Here is an 18,201-nt window from a genome sequence, read left to right as displayed (position 1 = left end):
CTTTCCCTACCCTTCCGCCGGCCGCCGGATGGGGACGGGCCGCCGCCGCAGGCGGACGATGAGCGTATCCAGCGCCGAGAGGAAGGCCGACCGGTCGGCCTTGCCGAACGGCCGGTTATGCGTCGTCACCGCCCCCGTCGAGCGCAGATCGTCCATCAGGTTACGCATGGCCAGGGTCATGCCGATCGAATCCGCGTCGAACAGACGCCCCTTGGGGTCCAGGGTCGCGACCTGTCCGGCCACACAGCGCGCCGCCAGGGGAATATCGGCGGTGACGACGATATCGGCCGGCCCGGCCCGTTCCACGATCCAGTCGTCCGCGACATCGGGGCCGTGGTCCACCACCACCCGTTCGATCAGCGGCATGTCCGGCACCGCCATCATGCGATTGGACACGACGAACACCCCAAGTCCGTAGCGCAGGGCGACGCGATAGACCTCGTCCTTGACCGGACAGGCGTCCGCGTCGATGAAAATGCGGGTCATCCGCCCCCTTTCTCTGTCCGACGCCAATCCTACCGTGCCCGGGCCGCGCGGCAAGGGCACGGTCATAAGACGAAAATCTTGCGGATGTCGCGGCGCCTGGATCAGGATCCGTCCGCGCCCGGCGCGATCCCAGACAGGTTCCAACAGGAAAGACCGCCGACATGAGGATCAACGCCTATATCCACGCCTTCGACGGCAGATGCCGCGAGGCCTTCGCCTTCTACCAGGCCGCGCTGGGCGGCGAAATCACGGCCATGATGACCTTCGCCGACACGCCGATGGCCGACAGCGTCCCCGCCGACCAGCGCGGGCGTATCTGCCACGCGGCGCTGACGGTGGGCGGGCAGGTCCTGATGGGATCGGACGGCATGCCGGACAAGGCGGTGACGCCGGCCGGGTTCTCCATCTCGATCACCGCCGACACCGCGAAGGACGCCGAACTGATCTTCACCGCCCTGTCGGACGGCGGCAGCATCACCATGCCCTTGCAGCAGACCTTCTGGGCGCCGCAATTCGGCATGCTGGTCGACAGGTTCGGCATATCGTGGATGGTCGGATGCGACGCGGCCCCCTGACCGCCCGCCGGCGACGGACGGGGGGAAGACTTGCAATTCCGCGCGGCTTCGTGGTGGATGCACATCCCGCGTAACGAACATGGACCCCGCCCGATGTCCTCGACCGTCGTCGCGCAGCGCCCCGCCGGCCTGAGCGGCGGGGAGTTGCGTACCCTGGCCCTCGCCGCCCTCGGCGGGGCGCTGGAATTCTACGACTTCGTGATCTTCGCCTATTTCGCGAAGATCATCGCCCAGCATTTCTTCCCCGCCGCCCAGCCCGACTGGCTACGCCAGACCGAGACGTTCGGCCTGTTCGGGGCCGGCTACCTGGCGCGGCCGCTGGGCGGCGTCATCATGGCGCATTTCGGCGACACGCTGGGCCGCAAGAAAATGTTCGCCTTCAGCGTCCTGTTGATGGCGGTGCCGACCTTGCTGATGGGCCTGCTGCCCGGTTTCGGCATGCTGGGGGTGGGCGCGCCGCTGGCGCTGCTGGTGCTGCGCGTGCTGCAAGGCGCCGCGATCGGCGGCGAGGCCCCGGGCGGATGGGTCTTCGTCGCCGAACATGCCGGCGCGGGCCGCGTCGGGCTGGCCTGCGGCCTGCTGACCGGCGGGCTGACGGCGGGCATGCTGATCGGGTCGCTGGTGGCGCTGGCGCTGAACACGGCCTTGCCGCCCGCCACCGTGGCCGACTGGGGCTGGCGGATTCCCTTTCTTCTGGGCGGGGTGTTCGGCCTGATCGCGATGGTCCTGCGCCGCTGGCTGGAGGAAACGCCGGTCTTCGCCGAAATGCACGCGCGTGCCGAACTGGCCCGGCGGCTGCCGCTGGCCACCATCCTGGCCGAACATCGCCTGGCGGTCATGCTGTCGATCATGGCGACCTGGACGCTGACGGCGGCAATCGTGGTCCTGCTGCTGATGATGCCGGCTCTGTTGCAGACGCTGCACGGGTTTTCGCCGTCCGCGACGCTGTACGCCAGCCTTGTCGCCACGCTGTCCATCACCGTGGCCGCGGTGCTGGTCGGCGCGGGCACCGACCGGTGGGGATTGCGCGCCATGATCCCGCCGGTGGTGGGCCTGCTGGTCCTGGGCGCCTGGGGCCTGTATGACCTGGCCCCGGCCCATCCCGGCTGGTTCCTGCCGCTGGCCGCCCTGGCCGGCTTCGGCGGCAGCTATGTCAGCCTGGTGCCGATTGCCATGGTCGGGGCGTTTCCGGCCGCGGTCCGCTTTTCCGGCCTGTCGTTCTCCTACAACCTGTCCTACGCGATCTTCGGCGGTCTGACGCCGGCATGCGTCTCGGCCCTGGTGACCCACAGCCCCTATGCCCCGGCGCTGTATGTCAGCGCAACGGCGCTGGCCGGCGCGTTCGCCCTGTGGGCCATGCCGGGCCAGACCAGCCCCACCCCCGGCAGCCGGGCCGGCAACGCGGCCGCCCCGGACGAGGGCAAGGGGCATTTGTCCGGGGCGTGACGTGCCGGCGACGGTGAATATCTGCCTTTCGGCGCGGGATATGGCGGAGCGGCCGCCCAACTGATACGCCCATCGGCAGGACAGGCCGCGACAACGGGGCGAACAGGCAATGACCACGGGCAGGACGTTCATCAATGCGCTCAACGACCGGGTCGCGATCCGGCTGACGGTGATCTTCGGCAGCATCTGGTGCGTCTATGCGTTCCTGTTCTTCTCGCTGCTGCCGGTGGCCGCCCCGGCCTGGCAGAATACGCTGCTCTATGTCAGCAACTGCATCCAGCTTGTGGCGCTGCCGGCCCTGATGGTGGGTAGCGCCATCCTGTCGCGCAGTTCGGACGAACGGGCGGCGGCCGACCATGCCGCCCTGATCGAAATCCTGGACGACGTACGCGCCGAACTGGCCGACCTGCGCCAGATCACGCACGGCATCGACACCCGCACCGCCGACAGCCCGATGTCCGGCAACGTGTCCATCAGCCAGACCGTCATCGCCCTGGACGAAGCCCCCGTTTCCGGCCGTTGAGGGCGTTCCCAGGGACGCGGATGCGGTGGACGCGACGCCCCCGATTGTGCTTAGGAATGTCATGAGCACGATATCGCACGACGTCCTCGCCCGCCGGATCCGCCAGGGAAGCGGGCAGCAAACCCCCGAGCTGGTGGTCCGGAACGTCCGGCTGCTCGACCTGGTGACCGGGGAACTGATCCCGACCGACATCGCGATCTGCGGCGACACCATCGTCGGCACGCTGGGCCGCTATGACGGGGCCACGATCATCGAGGGTCATGACCGGATCGTCGTTCCGGGCTTCATCGATACGCACCTGCATATCGAATCCTCGCTGGTCACGCCGTTCGAATTCGAACGCTGCGTGCTGCCGCACGGGGTCACCACCGCGATCTGCGACCCGCACGAGATGGCGAACGTGCTGGGCGTTGCGGCGCTGCGCTATTTCCTGGACGCCGCAACGCGGATGGTCATGGACCTGCGCGTCAACCTGTCGAGCTGCGTGCCCTCGACCGCGCTGGAAACCTCGGGCGCCGTGCTGCGGGCCGATGCGCTGACCCCGTTCATGGACCACCCCAAGGTGATCGGGCTGGCCGAATTCATGAACATGCCCGGCGTCCTGTCCTGCGCGGACGACTGCATGGACAAGCTGGTGGCTTTCGCGGGGCGGCATATCGACGGACATGCCCCGCTGATGACCGGCCAGCGGCTGAACGGCTACCTGTCCGCCGGCATCTCGACCGACCACGAGGCCACCCGCGCGGACGAGGCGCTGGAAAAGATCCGCAAGGGCATGACCGTGCTGATCCGCGAGGGGTCGGTCTGCAAGGACCTGGCGGCGCTGGCGCCGCTGCTGACGGTCGCGACCTCGCCGTTCCTGGCCTTCTGCACCGACGACCGCAATCCGCTGGAAATCGCGCACGAAGGCCATATCGACTTCCTGATCCGCAGCGCCATCGCCCGTGGCGTGCCGCCGCTGGCCGCCTATCGCGCGGCCAGCCTGTCGGCGGCGCGGGCATTCGGGCTGACCGATCGCGGAATGCTGGCGCCCGGCAAGCGGGCCGACATCGTCTTCCTTGACGATCTGGAGGGCTGCGTGGTGTCGGATGTGCTGGCGGGCGGGCGGCCCATCGGCCCAGCGCTGGCGGCGCGGCCGGTCATCGACGCCCCGGGACGGGACAGCGTGCATCTGCGCCGTCCACTGGCCCCGGCCGATTTCACGGTGGCGGGCGATGGCCGGGACATGCCCGTGATCGGCATCATCCCCGGACAGATCATCACCGATTTCCTGACGATCGACCTCGGCAGCCATGCGGGCGCGGTACGGGCGCGCCCCGATTTGGACGTGGCCAAGGTCGCGGTCGTCGCGCGGCACGGGCTGAACGACAACATGGGCCGGGGCTTCGTGCGCGGGTTCGGGCTGCGGCGCGGGGCGCTGGCGTCCTCGGTCGGGCACGACGCCCACAATATCTGCGTCGTCGGCGTCGATGACGATGACATGGCGGCCGCCGTGAACCGCCTGGCCCAGATCGGCGGCGGGTTCGTGATCGTCGAGGACGGGCAGGTGCGCGAGGAACTGCCGCTGCCGATCGCGGGCCTGATGAGCGACGCGCCGTTCGAGGAGGTGCGCGACCGGCTGGAGGCCCTGCGCGCGGCGACCCGCGCGATGGGTGTAACGCTGGACGAACCGTTCCTGCAACTGGCCTTCCTGCCGCTGCCGGTGGTCCCGCGCCTGAAGATCACCGATCACGGCCTGGTCGATGTCGATCGGATGACGCTGATCGGCTGACCCGCCGCGTTCGCGGCCTGTCACTCCGGCTTTACTGATAAAAAACGGCCGCGCGCAAGGAAAGCGAGAGAACACGCAAATTCGAAGTGACGACCCGCGACTAATGTTCCACAACACATGCAGGGCAGAGTTGTAGTCATCGCATGACTGTGACCGACCCCAAGATCAAAAAAGAAAAAGACCCGATCATGCATGTCTTTCCAAGGTTTTCGCTCTTTCCTTCCCTGCGACATTTCAGACGGGGCATACTCCCCGTGACAGCGAGCATTGCATTCACCCTGCCGGCCCACGCGACGCCGACCACCGCCGACATCTCCGGCGCCCGTATCCAGCTTGCGCCGGCCGAGCCCGGCGGACCATCCGCCGCGCGCCCCACGGCGGCCCGAGGCACGCCGCCGCAGCCGTCCGCACCCAGCCTGCTGCCGCCACTGACCAGCCGGCCGGAACTGTACGGACAACCGCAGTTGCTGAATCTGCACCCGTTGCCCCCGGCGCTGCTGCACCAGGGGCCGTGGGGCGTCTTCAACACCGCGACCGCCGCGGCGGCCGGCTTCGGCACGGTGGGGTACTATGCCGTATCGCGCTGGGCCGAGGACTGGTCGAGCCTGAAACTGGCCCGCAATCACATCGACTGGGCCGACCCCCTGAAATACATCCCGCTCAACGACTCCAGATCGGTCTACCTGACGCTGAGCGGCAATTTCCGCCATCACGGATTCTACGACCAGTTCGCGCAGTTCGGCGCGGTGAAGCGGTCACCCTCCTACCGGTCCACCCTGCGCTTCAACCTGGGCGCCGACCTGCATCTGGGCGAACATGTCCGCCTCTATGGCGAACTGATGAGCGGCCAGGCCGGCGGCATGAATTACTATGGCTATAACGGCCGCTGGCGCTCCAAGCTGGACGCGCAGCAGGCGTTCGTCGAGGTGCGCGGCAAGCTGCTGGGGGCGACGACAGGCGTCATGGTCGGACGCATGACCTTCCTGGATGTGCCCCCCTATGTGTCGGCCGGCAGCGTCTATCCCACCCTTCCCTATTCGTGGAACGGCATCCGCGGATATGCGTTCTGGAAGCGGTTCCGGGTCGATCTGTTCGACCTGACATTGACCAACGCCAACCCGTATCTGCCCTTCCACGATCAGGTTGGATACCGCTCGCGCCTGTTCGGCGCCTACACGTCCTACGCGGTGCCGCAATTCACCGCCCTGGGCCAGAAAAGCCAGATCTTCGTGGACGCGTTCTACCTGGGCTACCTGCTGGCCAGCAGCCCGATCCCGAAGCAGGGCGGTTCGATCTTCGGCACCCAGGCGGGCTCGACCCGGCGTGACACGCCGGGCATGCGGATCTGGGGCAATGCGGGACCGCTCGAATTCTCGGCCGGCGGCATGTGGCAGGGCGGGTATTTCAACGCCGCGAAGAACGGACCCAGCCGCCCGGTTTCGGCCTACGGGTTCAACGCCACCCTGTCCTGGCGCTTCGCCACATGGTGGGGCAAGCCGTCGATCGGCGTGCAGGCCGACGACATGTCGGGCGGCGACACCCGCAAGGGCGCGACCGGAAGCTGGGGCAATTTCCTCTCTCCCTGGGTGCCCAGCGCCTATTACCTCGACCTCAGCACGGACCTGGGCCTGTCGAACATCATTGATGTCGGGCCACTGGTCACCCTGACCACCAGCACGAATACCAGCCTGCTGCTGAAGGCGCCCGTCGTCTGGCGCAACAGCGTCAATGACGCGGTCTATACGGACAGCAATACCTTTTATGCCTACCGGCCGCGCGGCGGGGCCTATACCGCGACCATCCCGCAGGGCAGCTTCACCTGGCGCGCCACGCGGCACATCACCCTCAGCCTCGATGGCGAATATCTGTTCGCCTCGCACGCGTTCACACGCGGCGGCGCGACCTCGGGGGCCTATGTCCAGTCCAACCTCGACTTCACGTTCTGACGCCAGGCCCGGACACCCCCTGAAACGCACAGGCGCGTGTCAGGGGATCGGGGCGGGCGCCGCCCGCACGCCAGGGCAGTTGACCGACAATATCGGCGCAACCACGATCGCACTGTCCGAACAGGACCTGCACACGCTGGACAGCGTCAGCGCCCTGCCCGCAGAATATCCCGGCTGGATGCTGGAACGCCCGGGCGCCCATCGTACCGTCGCCGCCCCACGGACAGGACCTGACCGAACGTCCCGCGACCCATTCCCCTCATGACCACGGAGCCTCCATCCATGTTCGCATGCACAGGTTACGCCGCCACCGCCGCCGATGCGCCCCTCGCCCCTTTCGGGTTCGAGCGGCGTGATACCGGGCCCGAGGACGTCCGCATCGACATCCTGTTCTGCGGCGTCTGTCATTCCGACCTGCACCAGGCGCGCAACGAGTGGCGCAACACGATCTATCCCTGCGTGCCGGGCCACGAGATCGTCGGACGCGTGGCGGAAACGGGCGCATCGGTCACCCGCTTCAGGGCCGGCGACCTGGTAGGCGTCGGCTGCCTGGTCGATTCCTGCCGCACCTGCCAGAGCTGCCGCGACGGGTTCGAGCAATATTGCGAGAATGGATTCGTCGGCACCTACAACGGACAGGACCGCCACGGGCGCGGCATCACCTTCGGCGGCTATTCCCGCGCCATCGTGGTCGACCAGGCCTTCGTGCTGAAGGTGCCGGACACTCTGGACCCCGCCGCCGTGGCGCCGCTGCTGTGCGCCGGCATCACGACCTATTCGCCGCTGCGCCACTGGAAGGTCGGGCCGGGCCAGCGCGTCGGCATCGTGGGGCTGGGCGGGCTGGGCCATATGGGGGTGAAGTTCGCCCGCGCCTTCGGGGCCGAGGTCGTGCTGTTCACCACCTCGGCCAGCAAGGTCGAGGACGGGCTTCGCCTCGGCGCGCACCAGGTGGTGCTGTCGCGCGACCCGGACGCCATGGCGCGTGAGACGGGGCGGTTCGACTTCATCCTGGACGCGGTCGCCGCCAACCACGACATCAACGCCTACCTGAACCTGCTGAAGCGCGACGGCACCCTGGTGCAGGTCGGCGCGCCCGAAGACCCCCTGCCGGTTTCGGTGTTCGGCCTGCTGATGAAGCGCCGCAGCTTCGCCGGCTCGCTGATCGGCGGCATCCCCGAAACCCAGGAGATGCTCGATTTCTGCGGCGAACACGGCATCACCGCCGATATCGAAATGATCCGCATGGACCAGATCGAGACCGCCTACGAACGGATGCTGCGGTCCGACGTGAAATACCGCTTCGTCATCGACATGGCGACCTTGCCGGCGGTGGCATAGGTCCGGAGCGGGTGGGTCGCCACGGACCCGCCCATTCCATGAAGAAATATCGGAACGATTTCCCAATCCGATCATTATGGTCCTGTCAGACCCGGCGGGATGCGATATCCTGGCGTCCTTGCAGCATGACGTAGGACGGAGCCCCATAATGCGGATGCCCCACCCCGCTCGCGCCGATCGAGGCCCGCCGGACCGGAGGGCCGACACTGTTGCGGCCCCGTCGCCCGACCATCTGCGCGGCCGCAACACGATCGTTTCGCTTCAATATCTCCGGGCCGTGGCCGCGATCGGCGTCGTGCTGTTTCACCAGTTCCAAAATATCCTTCCTTCCATTCAATTTTTCCAGCACGGTGTCGACCTGTTCTTCGTCATCAGCGGATTCATCATGATCGCGCTGACCGATGGACGCGATATCGGGCCGCGACATTTCTATCTGGACCGCCTCGCGCGCATCGTCCCGCCGTACTGGGCCGCCACGGCCCTGACGGTCCTGCTGGCGGCCGGAGGCATCTTCACACCATCGGTCACCGACCGGAGCGCCGGGCACCTTCTGGCCTCGCTGCTGTTCATTCCCGCCTGGGGGCCGGGCGGCCATGTCTGGCCGACGCTCTATCTGGGCTGGACGTTGCAGTACGAGGTTTTTTTCTATCTGATTTTCGGTGCACTCCTGATGCTGGACAGTTCGCGGCGCCTCGGCGTGCTGAGCGTCCTGTTCGGCGCTCTTGTCATGCTGGGCGCCGTCTGGCCGCCCCACACACCGGCCCTGACCGTCTATACCTCGCCCCTGCTTCTGGAATTTCTCGCCGGCATGCTGCTGGGGCGCCTTTACGGCATCCGGCTGAACCGGATGCCCGGCGGGTGGATTGCCGGCGCGACAGCCGCCCTGACGGCCGGCTTTCTTCTTCTCGTCCCGTTCCACCACGACCTGCTGTTCGGGGCGGGAGCGATCTTCATCGTGTCGGCGGTCCTGGCCCTCGAACGCGCGGGATATATGCCGCGTAGCCGTATCCTGCTGGAACTGGGCGCGGCATCCTATGCGATATATCTGTTCCAGCAGATCGCATTCGACGTGACCGGCAGGATGATCGGCAAGGCCGCCGACCTGTCGGGATTGCCCGTCCTGGCAACCATTCTGCTGCACCCGGCCAACGTGCTGGCCGCGATCGTCCTGGGCCTGCTGATGCACAGGTACCTGGAAAAACCCCTGACAGAGCAGACAAGAATTTTCCTGAACCTGAAACCGCGCGGTGCATCGCAACGCATGGTCGGGAGCAATAGCGCCGGCAGGCTGTAGAACCACGACATGATTTTTTAAATATGAGATAGCCCCCCACCTGCGATGAGCGATTGAACATGGGTCCGACCATTTCCGACGATAGACAGTCCGACATGGGGTCAACGCCTCCTTTCACGGTCCGCGCGCTCGGCCTGAAAGAGCCGGTCGAACGGTTACGCGGCAGCTATCAGTCGGCGCCCCCTTTCCCACACCTCATCATCGACGATCTATTCCCGGCAAGCTGGCTCTTGCCGATACTGGACGACTATCGCCACCGGACCGACTGGCAATGGAAATCCTACGACACGGCCCTGCAGAAGAAGATGGGGACGATGCCGAATTCCGATCTTCCATTCAATATACAACGATATTTCGACTTCGTTTACTCAGGTCCGTTTCTTCGTCTCCTGACCAGCCTGACGGGCATCGAAAACCTTCTCCCCGATCCGTCCCTTTACGGCGGCGGCATGCATGTGGTGGCGGGCGGCGGACATTTCGACCTGCACATCGACTTCCAGAAACATCCCCAGACCCACCTGACCAATCGCCTGGCGATGCTGACGTACCTCAATCCGGATTGGGACAGCCGAAATGGGGGCAATCTGGAGCTCTGGTCGGTACGGCCGTCCGCTCGCGCGGTGGAGATCGCGCCTCTTTTCGGGCGGACCGTGCTGATGGAACAGTCGAAAATAGCCGCTCACGGGCATCCGGCCCATATCCGGCCCGGCCTCGAACGCAAGGCGCTGATCGCCTATTTCTACACCAATGACGCAACACCAGAGATGAAATCGACGACTGTCTATGTTTCGCAACCGGGCCAGTCGGCAAGCGCACGCCTGCAAAGCGCGCTGCATAATACCCTGCCACCCCCGATCATACGGCTGCTGCAGAAGGCCCGGCATACACTAAGGGCCCGGACGGGGCAACGCCTCCCCGGACGTTAAGAGCCCCATTCATCAGCCGCCGGACGCCACCGCCTGCGGGGCGACGATCCTGACCCGGCGGAATTTTCCGACGATCCCGCCGAACCGGTCGCAAAGCTGATCGAAGACATCCCGCCGCAGCACATAGAGAATGACGGGATACAACCCCGTGCCGACGACACCGATCACGACGATCCTGGCAAGGTCGTAGGTCCGGACCAGCGGCAACAGCGAGATCAGACAGCCGCCGCCGATCGACAGCGCGGACACCAAAAACGGCATGACATAGAGTTCGAGAACCCGGCCAACCCCGACACCGCACCGATGCAGGATCAGCAGCGAGCAGAGCGGTGGATATGTGAAATAATAGAGCGCCACCGCCACCGCCACGCCGAACGCGCTGCCCAGAAGCCCCCCCGCGATCGCCATGCCGAAGAAGATCGGCGCCGAGATCAGGGCGAAGACCAGCCCGGCGCGGAATTCGCGCCGCGCGCTCAACAGCGACCCGGTGATCCACGACACCGCGTCGAAAGGCAGGCCCATGCTCAGGATCTGCACGTACGGCACCGCCTTGATCCAGCGTTCGCCGAACAGGACATGCAGCCCCGGCCCCGCCAGGGCGGCCTGCATGAAGCAGAACGGCACGACCATATAGGCCAGCAGGCGGCACGCCTTCAGCGCGGCCTCGGTCTGGCGCAACGGGTCGGCCCGCAACTGGGCGAATGCCGGCAGCAGCACATTGATGAAATTCCCGGCCAGCATACGAACCGGCTGCGCCGAAAAGCGGAAGGCGAAGAAATACAGGCCGACCACGGAATGCGAGGCGATAAGCCCCAGCACGATATAATCGCCCTGGTTGACGATCTCGATGATCGTCCGGGTGGCGAAGACCGTGGTGCTGCTGCCCAGTATGTAATGCAACTGCACCTTCCGGAACAGCCGGCCGATGCGCGGCGGCGCCTTCCACCAGAACAGCGCCGCCTTGATGACCGCAAGCGCCGGGATGGGGATGGCGAAGCTGTAGGCCCCGCAGCCCAGCCACGCCAGCAGGATCGTGCCAAGCTGCAACGCGAAGATTTCAAACGTGTTGTAGGCGGCCAGAAACCGGAAATTCATGTCGGCGCGGATTTTGACCGAGGGCACGGTGGCCAGCGTCTTGATCGGCGTCGCCACGGCCAGGGCCGCGATCAGCCCCACCAGCTCGGGGGAATGATACCAGCGCGCGGCGAACGGCGCCGCAGCCAGCATGCCCACCATGCCCAGCACGCCCAGCGACAGGCAGATCCAGAAGGCAGGCGCGGTCCAGAACATGATCGCCTTCTGGCGTTGCAGCAGCACGTCATCGACCCCGAAACTGACCAGGGCATTGGCGATGCCGAACACGGTATAGGCCAGGCCGATGACACCGAAATCGGCCGGCGTCAGCAGCCACGCCAGCGCCAGTTGCGACACGAAGCCGATCCCCCGCGCCGCGACGCTTTGCACCAGCAGCCAGAGGAAGCCGCTGGTGGCCGCCTTGCCCAGGCCGCCCTGCCGTCCGTCCGATCGTTCCGCCCGTGCCGTCATGAATCCCCCCAAATGATCCGTCATGGTCCACCGGCATCAGGCCGGCTGGACGCGTCCGGCCGCGCGCTTGACGACCTGTCGCAGCCCCGCCGGCAACACCAGACGGAACGAGATGCGCCCCAGCAGCACGGGATAGCGGGCCGGCGAGACCAGCTTCGCCGCGTCGCCCATGCGGCCATGGATCGCGAGGCGCGTCGCGGTCGCCATCAGCAGGTCCGCCATCTCCGCCCGGTTTGCAGCCGTCATGGACCGGGGCCGGTCCCGCAACGCGCGGCGAATGAAATCGCAATCGGCGCTGTCCAGTTCGTAAGGCCGATAGAGCGCCAGCGCCGCCAGTTTCAGGCCCAGCGCCAGCGCCAGCCATGATCGCTCCTCGGCCGTCAGGCCCAGGCATCCGATCTGGAAGAAATCATCCAGCGTGATCGATGCCTCGCGCTGGCGCATCACGTCAGGCGTGAAGAACAGATCCGGCTGGCCGGCCCGTCGTCGCCGCGCCGACAGGGCCGCCATCTGGGACCAGAACGCCAGCGACCGGCCATTGCGGATCGACCGGCTTGAAATACTTCCGGCATGCACACGGTACGATCCGAAGCTATGGTCGATGTTCCGCACCACGCCGATTTCGGACAGGCGCCAGTACAGGTCGCTGTCCTCGGCGACCGCCAGGCTGCGATAACCGCCCACCCGGTCGAACGCCGCCCGCCGCATCAGCAGAAAGGGCTGCGGCAGATAGGGCTCGCGCGCGGGCGCCCAGGCCGGATCGGCGGCTTCCACCGACGCCAGGCGCACCCGCCCGCCGGTCGGCCGGCCGTCGGCGTCGATATGCGTCCCCCCGCCCGACACGGCGACGCACTCCGGATGGTCCTCCAGATAGCGTATCTGCCGTTCCAGACGGTCGGGGGCCGCCAGGTCGTCGGCATCGTGCCGCGCGACGAATGGCGCGCGGCACGCCTCAAGCCCATGGGACAATGCCGCCACGATCCCCTGGTTGGCCTGCGTCAGCACCCTGATCCGCCCATCTTCGCGGGCCAGTTCGGCCAGGATGCGGCCCGTCTGGTCGGTCGAGCCGTCATCGACGACCACGATCCGGATATTCCGGATGGTCTGGCCGCGCAGGCTGTCGATCGACGCGCGGATCGTCCGCCCCGCATCATAGGCCGGCACCAGAACGTCGATAATCGGGTCCGTCATCGCACCATGCCTTCCATCGCGCCTGTCACCGGGAAAGATATTTCTGCAACACCGCCATTTGCGGCCGGTCGGTTCCGTTCTTCGGTTCCAGCGTATACATGTATTCGCCCCACAGCGGCCCCGCCGCCCAGTAGGTCCACCCGGTCCACACATCGGCATTCGCCGCCAGATAGGACCCGACCCGGTCCAGGCCCTGCAGGCATATGTCGTTGCGGCCGACCCCGAATTCCCCCAGGAACCCCTTATGGCCGGTCTGGCGCAGCCAGGCGGTGAACGGCGCCAGGCGGCCGACGACCTGGCTTTGGGGAATGCAGTCGGGACTGCGCCCCGAACTGTCGCCGTCGAAATATTCGTGGACCTCGTACACCAGGGCGTGTGCAGGGTCTTGCAGGGACTGCAAGGCCGGTCCGTTCACCGTCGCGAAATTATGCGCGGCATCCCAGGCAATTCCCGACACCAGGACGGGGTTTTTCGCCCCCGCCCCCCTGATGCCCAGGATGGCCTGCTGCTGGATATCGCGCCAGGCGTCGGCCGAATGCAGTTGCGGTTCGTTCATCAGGCCGAACATGACGCCAGGGCTTCCACCGAACGCGGTCGCCATACGAGTCCAGAAATCCCGGAAATCGGCCGATGTCACGGGGTCCGTGCCGATCGGCACACCGCGATAGCGGCCGTAATCATGCACGTCGATGATGACTTTCGCGCCCGACCGGCTCGCCTCGGCGATGAAATCGCGCAGCCGGCCCAGATAGGCCGGGTCCAGCGCGCCCTGGCGGGCCGGCTGCAACCGTTCCCACAGCACCGAGATCCTGAAGATGTTCATCCCCTTCCCCCGGAAATATTCCACTTCACCAGGTTTGGGAAACAGATAGTCATAGCCATATCGGCCGGGAATCTTGTTCGAGGAATAAGCCGCCCCCGCCAGATTCACCCCCCTGTACTCCTGCGCCACGCCCGGCGCGGACAGGCCCGCCGGCAACAACAGCACTGCGGCACAGCGCAAATATGTCAGCATACGCATGGCATTTCCCATAAATCAGGATCAGGCCGCGATTTCGGTCATGGCGGACATGACCGGGCGACGGGCCGCAGGGCGCCGGCGCGCGGATGCGCCATCCGGCGCGGCAGGCCCGGCTTCGGTCGTTCCGTAGAGGAACCACAGCAGGGCCGCCGTCTTGATCGTGAAAACCGATGCCCCGATGCACAGCGATGTCGCGAAATAGACCGACATCATCGCCCTCATGATCTCGCCCTCGCGCGAGCGCGGGGGCCGGAACGCGAACAGGCCCAGATAGAACAGCGTCAGGATCGCCCCCAGGTTGTTCAGGACATAGGCATAGCCGGTATCCGACGTGTAGACCTGCGACGGCGCCATGCCGAACCATTGCCCGACATGCCAGTAGTCCAGCAGACGGCCGGAAAAGACCAGCCGACCGGATAGATCGTCCTTCAGGATGGCCGGCAGGACGCCCGGCAGTTCGTGAAACGAACCGACCAGCGTCAGGGCCGTGGCCACCAGCAGCGGCAGCAGGAACGTCACCAGCGCCACCCGGCACAGCGGCGTCAGCCGCAGCATCAGCATCAGCGCGCAGCACCCCGACGCGAAGCGGGAATCGGCCAGGACAAAACACAGGGCCGCCAGGATGTACAACATGACGCATCGCCGGCCGGGTCGGTTTTTCGAGACGCTGAGGCACCATGCGAACACGACGGCGGAAAAATTCCCCAACGAATCAGGTTCCAGAAAGATGGACGAGACACGATGCGGCCCGAAGACGGATTCGAAGAAGGTGCGGCCGGCGCCTGCCCCACGATTGCCGCTGAGGAACAGATTGGTGTTGCTGTAATTCACCGTATCGCTGGAAATGACACCCTTCTGGACGTAATAGTCCCAGATATTGAAAGCCTGGGCGAAGGCCTGGGTAAAGACAAGCTCGACGAAGCCGACGGCCAGGACCAGCACCATCAGGATCCGGATCGTCGAACGCGCCGTCCGTTCGGACGCCATCCGGCCAAGCTGATAGAAAATATACATGATCCCGAAATCATGCAGGATCTTGAAGCTGATCGCGGGATTGACCAGCTTCGCGCCGGCCAGGAAGCCGCACGTCACCGCCATGATCCAGATTGCGTTCCTGTCGATCCGGTTTCGGATCATGTAGAATCCGACAGCCATGATCGTAAGTTCCACCGCCGCGATCTGGGCGTTGCCGACATGCAGCCAACCCCGGGTGGCGACGAAACACAACCACAGGTTGAATACGCCACCCGCGACCACCAGATATTTTCCGCCTTGCGGGTCGCCCGATGTCGCCAGCACACGGCCCGGTGTCGCATATGCGATGGTCATGATTCGCGCTCGTATTCCAGGCCCGTGGCCGGCAACGCGCGCGGCGCGGCATCGTTTCGCCAGCCGGCCGTGGCGGGTGCTGGACGGTCGATGCGGCGCGCCAGCCCCCGTCCGATATTATGCAGCGGCAGTTCGACCACCCTGTAGGTCAGGCTGGAGACCACAACCGTCACCCCGATCGTCAGCACCGCCAGCATGGCCTGGCTCCATCCCGGATGGGCCAGCAGGGGGGCCAGGCCCATCCACTGCTGCATCAGGTCGAAGACCAGCAGCAGAATGGGCAGGTGCAGCAGATAGATGCTGTAGGACAGTTCGCCCACCTTAACGGCAATCCGGCTGGTCAGCACGCCGAAGGACCGGCCCGAGGCGTAGAGGTCGCGCACGATGACGAACGCGGCCAGGGTCTCGATCACGTCATAGATCTGTTCCGGCACAGCATGACCGCCCAGGGCCAGGCGGTCGTACATCAGCACCAGCGTCGCCGCCACGGGAACCAGCGCCGAAGACGCCCAGCCGATCGGCGGCATCAGCGGGACCAGCGCCCCCAGCGCGAACGCCAGGCCGAAATTCAGCCCGATCTCCGACGGCATGGGCACCAGCGCCATGACGAACAGCCCGGCCAGCGCCCAGCCCCGCAGGCGCCGGGCGCGCATCAGCAGAAGAATGCCGGGGAAGAAGATCGAGAAGATCAGCTCGACCCGCAGCGACCACATCGGACCGTTATAACGGGTATAGGCCCCCACCAGCGCCAGCCCCACATGCGCCGGCGAAAGTGTGGAGCCCAGATTACGCGCCAGCCAGTCCACATAGACCCCGATATCCATCGAGGCGCGCACGTACGTTGTAACAACAATCGAGAAAAACACCGACACCCAGAGCAACGGATAGATGCGGAAGGCCCGCCGGACATAGAACCCCGCGAGGGTCTGCCGGTCGAACGTGACGACCCGGCGCAGCGACAGCGACAGGACGCAGCCGCTGAGGACGAAGAACAGCAACACCGCGCCCTGGGCATTGAACGCATAGGTGACCAGGTCGCGCATCCAGTGCCGATGCGGCGCCGGCGGCAGCGGATCATAGCGGATGGTCTGGATCACATGTCCGACCAGAACGGCCAGGCACGCCACGCCACGGATGGAAGTAAGCTGCTGAAGATACGTTTTTTCAGATCGTTCCGTAAACAGATGGTCCGACATCCGCCCGTCCTTCCTCCAGAGAAAATCCGTTGGCCGGCCGCCGCCAGGGCATGGCGGCACGCCACGTCACGCAACGGGTCCCGCCCGCCGGAAAAGAGACCAGAAATATGGATCTTGCTGAAAAATACGGACCGGAATGCAACCCGTCCAGCGCCTTGACCAGCGCTGCCCGTCACCCGCCCGGACTCAGCCTTATCCTCATCCCGCGACGCCTCGCAAGCACAACATCGCATCCTTGGAAAAATTTCCGGAAAATGCAGAATCCGTAAGGTGCGCCACACCCGGCCCATCAATTCGTCAAAAAAAAGCCTCATTTTCCGTCCGGATAGCGGGTGACTCATTTTTGTTTGCAGGACTCGATTTTCTTGCATTTCCGCCATCCATCCCGTAAACGTTTCGGCATCGTGCGCTTCCGATGCCGGACGCCTTGTTTTCTATCTGAACAGATACCGCATCCTTTCCGACGCGGCCCGTAAAGAAGAAGAGGCAGATCGTACGCATGACGAATTCGCTTGTCATATCCGTGCATGATTACCGGTCCCGCCGGAAGGCGAGCGTCCATTTCATTACGGCGGAACTGGCGAAGCGTGGACGGACACGCTTCTTTTCCATCGGTCTCAGCCGACTATCAGAATATCGCGGCGACACGCGCACCGACCTGGCCCCCCGGGCCAACCGGGTAGAGACCGTCGATCATGTCGAATGTTTTCTGTGGCGCACAAGCTGGCATCCGTTCAACCTGCGCCGTCCCGCCCTGGCCCGGGTCGAGGAATCCATGTTCTGGCTCTATCGCAGGCTCATTCCGCGCATTCCACGACAATGGCTGTGCGAGGCCGACACAATCTTCATCGAATCCGGCATGGCGCCGGTCTTCATCGAGGATGCACGCCGCCTGAATCCGGCCGCCAGGATCGTCTATCTGGCCTCCGACGATCTGGACGTCGTCGATTGCGCCGAAACGATCAAGCGGCGGTTCCGGGCCAATTTCGACAGCATCGACACCGTTCGGCTGCCGTCGCGGCTGCTGCGCGACGGCATGCCGCACGCGCGGTCGTCGGTCTTCGTGCCGCAGGGCATCGACCGATCCATCGCCCAGCGACGCTACGCCGATCCCTACGGCCCGCGCCGCAGCTGCGTCTCGGTCGGATCCATGCTGTTCGACGCGACCTTTTTCTCGATCGCGGCGGCGGCGTTTGGGGACATCGACTTCCACATCATCGGGGCGGGCAAGGCGGCGGCGGGCCTGTCGGCCCCGAACATCATCGTCCATGGCGAAATGCCGTTCGAACAGACGCTGCCCTTCGTCCAGCACGCCGCCTTCGGCGTGGCGCCCTATCTGGACCGGCAGACGCCCCGCTATCTGATCGACACCTCGTTGAAACTGCGGCAATTCGGGCTGTTCGGCATACCGGCGGTCTGCCCGGAATTCGCCCGGGGCGACCAGCCGGGGCGCTATGGATACGCGCCCGGCGACCCGGCGTCGATCGAACGCGCGGTCGACGCCGCCCTGGCGCACGACACGCCGATCGACACACCCATGCTGGGCTGGGACGAGGTCGTGGACCGCATCATGACCCCCCACGCCTATTCCGACACCAGGATCTGATCCGACCA

General features: G+C 65.6%; 15 protein-coding genes. 9 read left to right on the top strand and 6 right to left on the bottom strand.

The annotated features are described in order from the left end of the window. Positions 1-6: 6 nt before the first annotated feature. On the bottom strand, positions 7-486 hold the full coding sequence (locus HLH21_RS03680; RefSeq protein WP_182941436.1) for a YaiI/YqxD family protein: 480 nt from the start codon (positions 484-486) through the stop codon (positions 7-9). 161 nt (positions 487-647) lie between these two features. Between HLH21_RS03680 and HLH21_RS03675 the strand changes: the two genes are divergently transcribed. The 8 genes from HLH21_RS03675 (at position 648) to HLH21_RS03640 (ending at position 10,305) form a co-directional block, all read left to right on the top strand. After that, on the top strand, positions 648-1,061 hold the full coding sequence (locus tag HLH21_RS03675) for a VOC family protein (protein WP_182941434.1): 414 nt from the start codon (positions 648-650) through the stop codon (positions 1,059-1,061). A 93-nt stretch (positions 1,062-1,154) separates the two neighbouring features. Beyond that, positions 1,155-2,507, top strand: coding sequence for an MFS transporter (locus tag HLH21_RS03670; RefSeq protein WP_182941432.1), 1,353 nt, complete (start codon positions 1,155-1,157; stop codon positions 2,505-2,507). Between the two features lie 109 nt (positions 2,508-2,616). Next, the gene (locus HLH21_RS03665) at positions 2,617-3,030 is read left to right on the top strand and encodes a hypothetical protein (protein WP_182941430.1); all 414 of its coding nucleotides are present in this window, start codon (positions 2,617-2,619) and stop codon (positions 3,028-3,030) included. A 61-nt stretch (positions 3,031-3,091) separates the two neighbouring features. Beyond that, positions 3,092-4,801 carry an adenine deaminase gene (gene ade / locus HLH21_RS03660; protein ID WP_182941428.1) on the top strand — a complete coding sequence of 570 codons (1,710 nt, stop codon included), beginning with the start codon at positions 3,092-3,094 and terminating at the stop codon, positions 4,799-4,801. A 188-nt stretch (positions 4,802-4,989) separates the two neighbouring features. Next, entirely contained in the window at positions 4,990-6,747 is a 1,758-nt protein-coding gene (locus tag HLH21_RS03655) for an alginate export family protein (RefSeq protein WP_373319654.1), read from the top strand. 282 nt (positions 6,748-7,029) lie between these two features. Continuing rightward, on the top strand, positions 7,030-8,085 hold the full coding sequence (locus tag HLH21_RS03650; RefSeq protein WP_182941424.1) for an NAD(P)-dependent alcohol dehydrogenase: 1,056 nt from the start codon (positions 7,030-7,032) through the stop codon (positions 8,083-8,085). Positions 8,086-8,161: 76 nt separating this feature from the next. Further along, positions 8,162-9,379 carry an acyltransferase family protein gene (locus HLH21_RS03645; RefSeq protein ID WP_343064947.1) on the top strand — a complete coding sequence of 406 codons (1,218 nt, stop codon included), beginning with the start codon at positions 8,162-8,164 and terminating at the stop codon, positions 9,377-9,379. A gap of 59 nt (positions 9,380-9,438) precedes the next feature. Then, positions 9,439-10,305: a 2OG-Fe(II) oxygenase gene (locus tag HLH21_RS03640; RefSeq protein WP_246379174.1), complete on the top strand. Its 867-nt coding sequence runs from the start codon at positions 9,439-9,441 to the stop codon at positions 10,303-10,305. A gap of 12 nt (positions 10,306-10,317) precedes the next feature. Here HLH21_RS03640 and HLH21_RS03635 read toward each other — a convergent pair whose 3' ends face one another. The 5 genes from HLH21_RS03635 to HLH21_RS03615 are packed head-to-tail and all read right to left on the bottom strand — an operon-like array spanning position 10,318 to position 16,587. Continuing rightward, complete coding sequence (locus tag HLH21_RS03635) at positions 10,318-11,874, bottom strand: lipopolysaccharide biosynthesis protein (protein WP_246379172.1); 1,557 nt, start codon at positions 11,872-11,874, stop codon at positions 10,318-10,320. A 12-nt stretch (positions 11,875-11,886) separates the two neighbouring features. After that, the gene (locus HLH21_RS03630) at positions 11,887-13,041 is read right to left on the bottom strand and encodes a glycosyltransferase family 2 protein (RefSeq protein WP_182941420.1); all 1,155 of its coding nucleotides are present in this window, start codon (positions 13,039-13,041) and stop codon (positions 11,887-11,889) included. Between the two features lie 25 nt (positions 13,042-13,066). Then, positions 13,067-14,062: a glycoside hydrolase family 5 protein gene (locus HLH21_RS03625; protein ID WP_182941418.1), complete on the bottom strand. Its 996-nt coding sequence runs from the start codon at positions 14,060-14,062 to the stop codon at positions 13,067-13,069. A gap of 21 nt (positions 14,063-14,083) precedes the next feature. Next, the gene (locus tag HLH21_RS03620) at positions 14,084-15,391 is read right to left on the bottom strand and encodes a polysaccharide polymerase (RefSeq protein ID WP_246379169.1); all 1,308 of its coding nucleotides are present in this window, start codon (positions 15,389-15,391) and stop codon (positions 14,084-14,086) included. Beyond that, on the bottom strand, positions 15,388-16,587 hold the full coding sequence (locus HLH21_RS03615) for an acyltransferase family protein (RefSeq protein ID WP_182941416.1): 1,200 nt from the start codon (positions 16,585-16,587) through the stop codon (positions 15,388-15,390). Before HLH21_RS03615 ends, HLH21_RS03620 begins: the two co-directional genes overlap by 4 nt. A 499-nt stretch (positions 16,588-17,086) precedes the next feature. Here HLH21_RS03615 and HLH21_RS03610 point away from each other — a divergent pair, with 499 nt between their 5' ends. Further along, on the top strand, positions 17,087-18,193 hold the full coding sequence (locus HLH21_RS03610) for a GumK N-terminal domain-containing glycosyltransferase (protein ID WP_182941414.1): 1,107 nt from the start codon (positions 17,087-17,089) through the stop codon (positions 18,191-18,193). Positions 18,194-18,201 lie beyond the last annotated feature (8 nt).

Origin of the sequence: Gluconacetobacter johannae (assembly GCF_014174305.1) — a bacterium.
GTDB lineage: Bacteria > Pseudomonadota > Alphaproteobacteria > Acetobacterales > Acetobacteraceae > Gluconacetobacter > Gluconacetobacter johannae.
This window is presented reverse-complemented; position numbering and strand designations above follow the sequence as displayed.

Bases quoted from the DNA above. Each gene is read 5' to 3' on its own strand.
- HLH21_RS03680 (WP_182941436.1), bottom strand. From the start codon at position 486: ATGACCCGCATTTTCATCGACGCGGACGCCTGTCCGGTCAAGGACGAG.
- HLH21_RS03675 (WP_182941434.1), top strand. From the start codon at position 648: ATGAGGATCAACGCCTATATCCACGCCTTCGACGGCAGATGCCGCGAG.
- HLH21_RS03670 (WP_182941432.1), top strand. From the start codon at position 1,155: ATGTCCTCGACCGTCGTCGCGCAGCGCCCCGCCGGCCTGAGCGGCGGG.
- HLH21_RS03665 (WP_182941430.1), top strand. From the start codon at position 2,617: ATGACCACGGGCAGGACGTTCATCAATGCGCTCAACGACCGGGTCGCG.
- ade (WP_182941428.1), top strand. From the start codon at position 3,092: ATGAGCACGATATCGCACGACGTCCTCGCCCGCCGGATCCGCCAGGGA.
- HLH21_RS03655 (WP_373319654.1), top strand. From the start codon at position 4,990: ATGCATGTCTTTCCAAGGTTTTCGCTCTTTCCTTCCCTGCGACATTTC.
- HLH21_RS03650 (WP_182941424.1), top strand. From the start codon at position 7,030: ATGTTCGCATGCACAGGTTACGCCGCCACCGCCGCCGATGCGCCCCTC.
- HLH21_RS03645 (WP_343064947.1), top strand. From the start codon at position 8,162: ATGGTCCTGTCAGACCCGGCGGGATGCGATATCCTGGCGTCCTTGCAG.
- HLH21_RS03640 (WP_246379174.1), top strand. From the start codon at position 9,439: ATGGGTCCGACCATTTCCGACGATAGACAGTCCGACATGGGGTCAACG.
- HLH21_RS03635 (WP_246379172.1), bottom strand. From the start codon at position 11,874: ATGACGGATCATTTGGGGGGATTCATGACGGCACGGGCGGAACGATCG.
- HLH21_RS03630 (WP_182941420.1), bottom strand. From the start codon at position 13,041: ATGACGGACCCGATTATCGACGTTCTGGTGCCGGCCTATGATGCGGGG.
- HLH21_RS03625 (WP_182941418.1), bottom strand. From the start codon at position 14,062: ATGCGTATGCTGACATATTTGCGCTGTGCCGCAGTGCTGTTGTTGCCG.
- HLH21_RS03620 (WP_246379169.1), bottom strand. From the start codon at position 15,391: ATGACCATCGCATATGCGACACCGGGCCGTGTGCTGGCGACATCGGGC.
- HLH21_RS03615 (WP_182941416.1), bottom strand. From the start codon at position 16,587: ATGTCGGACCATCTGTTTACGGAACGATCTGAAAAAACGTATCTTCAG.
- HLH21_RS03610 (WP_182941414.1), top strand. From the start codon at position 17,087: ATGACGAATTCGCTTGTCATATCCGTGCATGATTACCGGTCCCGCCGG.